The following is a 4,000-nucleotide window of genomic DNA, read 5'->3' on the forward strand; positions in this document are numbered from 1 at the left end:
GACGCGGGATGATCGGGACGGGGATGGCGGAGTCCGTCGGCGAGGGGGCCGCGAGGATCGGCTGGGCGCGCGGTGGGGAGCGGTGTCCGGTGCGGAGCGTTCGAGGTGTCGCGGTAGCGGAGTCGTGGCGGCGCGATCTCGAAGTCGATCAACGTGGTTGTTTGGTGGATAACGTTGATTATCCATCAAATAGAGAAGGGGGCGGGGGCCCGGCCACGGGGGACCCCGGCCGCTCCCGCGCGGCGGCGATGTCGGTGTGCTCGCCGGTTCGGCGCCCGTCGTGCGGGATGTTCGCGGCCGCCGCCGTCGGGTCCGCCGATCCGGTCCGAGGTCCGACGGCTCGGCCTCGTGGAGCTTGATCATCCGAGGGTTTTGTGGATCTTGTTCGCGCGGCGGGTCATGCGGTCGCCTGGTCCCGCGCGGCCCGCAGCCACCCCGCAAAACGTCACTGTGACGTTTTGCGGCGGACGGACGGGCTCTTCGGGATGTACCTCGGGGATGGTTCGTGCCGTGGCGGCGAGCCGGCGGTCCGCCGCGCAGCCGGGACGCCGCCGCCAGCTGCCGCCGGGCGCCTCGCCGAACCGACGAACGGCACCGCGCCGTCGAGCCACCGCGACACCCGTCGGCGAACGCAGGCCCGACGCGCGCCCGCATTGCACGCCCGGCCGCCGACCCCTCCCGGCTCGGATGTTCCGAGGTCACCGGAGTGCCGATAATCTACATTATGTCAAGTAACGGAGATCCGGCCTCCTCCGACCGCTCCCCGCAGCCGCACGAACGCTCCGCACACCACCGAGCCAAGCCAGCACCCCGCCCGCACGGCACCCCACACCACCGCCAGCACCGGCATCCATCGACTCGGCCTCGGCGTCGGGACGAGCCGGCCGGCCACGTCGCACCCGCCGATCACCGCACCACCTGTCGGTCCCCACCGGTAGGCAGTCCCCATGCCGATGACGTTGACCGGGATCGAACACGCGTTCCGCTGTTCCTGGGGGGCCGACACCTGCGCCCCCGAAGACCTCTCCGAGTGGTCACCGCGAAACCCCGCGCGCGGCCAGTGCGGGGTGACCGCGCTGGTGCTGCAGGACTTCCTCGGCGGTGAGCTGCTGCGCGGCGAAGTCCTCGTCGCCGGCGCGCGGGTCGACTTCCACTGGTGGAACCTGCTCGGTTCGGTGGAGGTGGATCTGACCCGGGAGCAGTTCGCCCCCGAGGAGGTCGTCGGGCCGGGTGAGGTGGTCGTGCGCGGCCCGCTGCGGCGGATGCAGGCGGAGTACGAGCTGCTGCGCGAGCGCGTGCGGGCGCACCTCTCTTCTGCCTGCTGAGCGCTACCGCCCGCGCAGCGCCGAGCCGCGACTGCGGGTGCAGCCCCGAGCTGCACCTCGTCCTCGTCGGGGCGGTTGAGGTCGCCTCGTTCACTTTCAGCAGCAGTGTCTGTGCATCGGTCCGGGAGGCGTAGCCGACCCCGGTGGCAAAGTAGGCGATCACGACGGTGATCGCTCTCGACCACGTTCCGCGCAGAACAGGAGTTCCGTTGCGCTACTGCCACCGTCTGGCCACTCGTGAGGGCCTGACCGCGATCGTCGACATCTAGATGTCGCCGTATATCTGCACCCCGAGCACCGTGGCCGAGGACAAGGCACCTATCTGCTGGGCGAAGCGGTCGCGCATGCTCCGAAATTGGGAGTGCGAACCCTGGCCACGACCATCTTCGCCAGCAACACGGCCAGCCTCCGACTCTTCCGATCGCATGGCTTCCACGAGTGGGGACGACTGCCGGGCGTTGCTGATCTGGGCGGCGGCGTGATTCATGACGTGGTCGTCGTCGGACGGTCGGTAGGTGACGCCGAAGGCTGAACGCCCTTCGCGCGGACTCGTGTGAACGTCACCGTGCAGTCGCATCCGGCGACCTCATCGACGCCGAGCCGATGATCGCGTGGCCAGCGGCGTTCGGCCCCGAAATCGTGCCGTCGGGTTCGGGGCGGGTGCGGCAGAACTACCCGTTGGATGTGGTGGCGACGTTGCGGGGCGGGTTGGCGCGGGAGTTGGTGCCGGTGCCGGTATCGGGGGTCCGCTCCCCTGCTGTCACCGGGAGTTGAGCAGGGTGCGTTCGGTGCGGGGGTGAGTCCGGCGAGTCGGGTGCGGCGGCCTCGGAGGGTTCGTTGCCGGGATTGCGCGGGGTTGGCGGGCTGAACGCGCTGCCGGTGATCGGTGTGGTCGGGCAGACGAGCGTGGCGTGGTCGGGTCAGCTCCCGCACTGCGGTGGCCTCGACGAACTCCTGGACGTAGGTGGACGGGAACGGTCCTCGGGCGGCTTGTGCTGCGACACGCCCGCGAAGCCGGTGCGGGTGGTCTCAGCCGCCGCCACCGTCACCATTGCGGGCGTCACCGCGGCCCTCGCCGTCGAGGTCGCCGCAGACGTCGCCTCCGTCGAATCCGCGGCCGTGCACGGAGGTGCTGTGCGTGGAGGGGTGGGCGCCGCCGGACCCGATGAACGGGGCCGCGGTGTAGCCGTCACCGCGAGGAGCCCGGCGGCGTCGAGCGAGCAGGCTGACCACCACCGCGAGCATGAGCACGAAGAGCGCCACTGCTGAGATCACGACGATCAACCCCCATCGTCTCGGGCTCGGTGCCGCCCGCGGGAGCCCGTTTCCGTTCCAGTCCGAGCGGGCGTTTTCGGACGCTATCAGGTCGACGGCACCGCTGAGCCGAAAACAGGCGGGTGGCCGGCCTGTCCTTCGGCCGGTCATCCGCCCCTGGCATCGGATCGCCGCTCACATCCGCCGGTCGCCGATCCTGTTCAACCAAGCGTCGATCATGCGTCCGCTACACCCCGGTTCGGCGGCGCGGGCGCCCACTGCTGCCTCAAGGAGCGGGGTGCCGTTCCCCTGCCGCTGGTGCGGGTGCGTGGTGTCAGCGGCGGTTGAGGATGCGGGTGGCGGTGGTGACGAGTGCGGCGTTGTCGGGGGCGATGTCGCCGTCGGGGAGTTGGAGGGTGTCTTCGAGGCCGATGCGTGTGTCGAGGCCGCGGTGGGCGGCGAGGGTGAGCACGGGCCAGGCGCCTGCGCCGGAGCCGTGCAGCAGGACGGGGCTGCGGGCGGGTCCGATGTGGTCGAGGAGGGTGTCGGCGGTGGTGGCGGCGCCGCGGGTGGTGGGGTCGGTGACTTCGGCGAGGACGCGCAGGACTCGGTCGCGGGTGGGTGCGGTGCGGAACCGGTCGGGTCCGTCGGTGCCGGAGTGCAGGCCTGCTTCGACGGCGATGCCGCGGTCGAGGAGGGCGGTGGCGATGTCGTCGCCGCCGTCTTCGTGCCAGTTGACCGAGGCGTGGTCGGGCAGCACGGTCCAGGAGCGGATGGCGGTGATGCGGTCGCGGGGGTCGGGTGCGGTCCAGGCTCCGGTGGTGACGCCGATGGGGGTTCCGGGGGCGGCGGCGCGGACGGCGAGCAGGGTGGCGGCGAGGATGTGCGGGTCGAGGCTGTCGGTGCCGTCGGGGTGTTTGGGGTGCAGGTGGAGTTCGGTGGCTCCGGCCGCGGTGCAGGCGGCTGCGGCGGTGGCGAGCTGTTCGGGGTGCACGGGCAGGTGGTGGTGCTCGCGCGGGGTCCGGGCGCCGTTGAGGCAGGCCTGGAGCATGTGCCTGATTGTGGCGGTTTCCGGGGGTGCGGGGTATTCGGTGCGCTGGGTCGTTGCCGTGCCGGTGGCGTGTCGTGATCATCGGTGGGGTGGTTAGCGTGGTGGTGTGGTGATGTTGGGTGCTCGGGAGCGGTTGGCGATCGATCGCCGGTTGGCGGGGTGGGACGTGGATTCGGCTCGGGGGCCGTGGACGCGGTGGTTGTTGGAGTCGGTGCGGGATCGGCCTGGGGTGCGGGCGGCGGAGTTGGCCGCGGAGGTGGGGCGTCCGGTGTCGCGGGTGAAGGCGCAGGCGTGGTGGTTGGCGGATTTGGGGTTGGTGGAGCGGTCGGGGCAGTCGTACCGGTTGTCGGAGCGGGGTGCGGAGTACGTG

General features: G+C 71.2%; 4 protein-coding genes and 1 pseudogene. 3 read left to right on the forward strand and 2 right to left on the reverse strand.

What is annotated here, in order from left to right:
- Window positions 1-947 precede the first annotated feature (947 nt).
- Window positions 948-1,325, forward strand: a complete 378-nt coding sequence (locus LCD31_RS28325; protein WP_224963177.1) for a hypothetical protein — start codon at window positions 948-950, stop codon at window positions 1,323-1,325.
- A gap of 283 nt (window positions 1,326-1,608) precedes the next feature.
- On the forward strand, window positions 1,609-1,857 hold the full coding sequence (locus LCD31_RS29880) for a GNAT family N-acetyltransferase (protein ID WP_224963182.1): 249 nt from the start codon (window positions 1,609-1,611) through the stop codon (window positions 1,855-1,857).
- Window positions 1,858-2,354: 497 nt separating this feature from the next.
- On the opposite strand, the gene LCD31_RS28335 is transcribed toward LCD31_RS29880, so the two are convergent.
- Window positions 2,355-2,600, reverse strand: coding sequence for a hypothetical protein (locus LCD31_RS28335; protein WP_224963179.1), 246 nt, complete (start codon window positions 2,598-2,600; stop codon window positions 2,355-2,357).
- Between the two features lie 313 nt (window positions 2,601-2,913).
- On the reverse strand, window positions 2,914-3,630 hold the full coding sequence (locus LCD31_RS28340; RefSeq protein ID WP_224963180.1) for a 3-keto-5-aminohexanoate cleavage protein: 717 nt from the start codon (window positions 3,628-3,630) through the stop codon (window positions 2,914-2,916).
- A 112-nt stretch (window positions 3,631-3,742) separates the two neighbouring features.
- On the opposite strand from LCD31_RS28340, the pseudogene LCD31_RS28345 reads away from it, so the two are divergent.
- Window positions 3,743-4,000, forward strand: a pseudogene (locus LCD31_RS28345) (hypothetical protein); the annotation flags it as partial.

Origin of the sequence: Saccharopolyspora sp. 6M, from assembly GCF_020176775.1 — a bacterium.
Taxonomy (GTDB): Bacteria; Actinomycetota; Actinomycetes; order Mycobacteriales; family Pseudonocardiaceae; genus Saccharopolyspora_C; species Saccharopolyspora_C gregorii.

Bases quoted from the DNA above. Each gene is read 5' to 3' on its own strand.
- LCD31_RS28325 (WP_224963177.1), top strand. From the start codon at position 948: ATGCCGATGACGTTGACCGGGATCGAACACGCGTTCCGCTGTTCCTGG.
- LCD31_RS28340 (WP_224963180.1), bottom strand. From the start codon at position 3,630: ATGCTCCAGGCCTGCCTCAACGGCGCCCGGACCCCGCGCGAGCACCAC.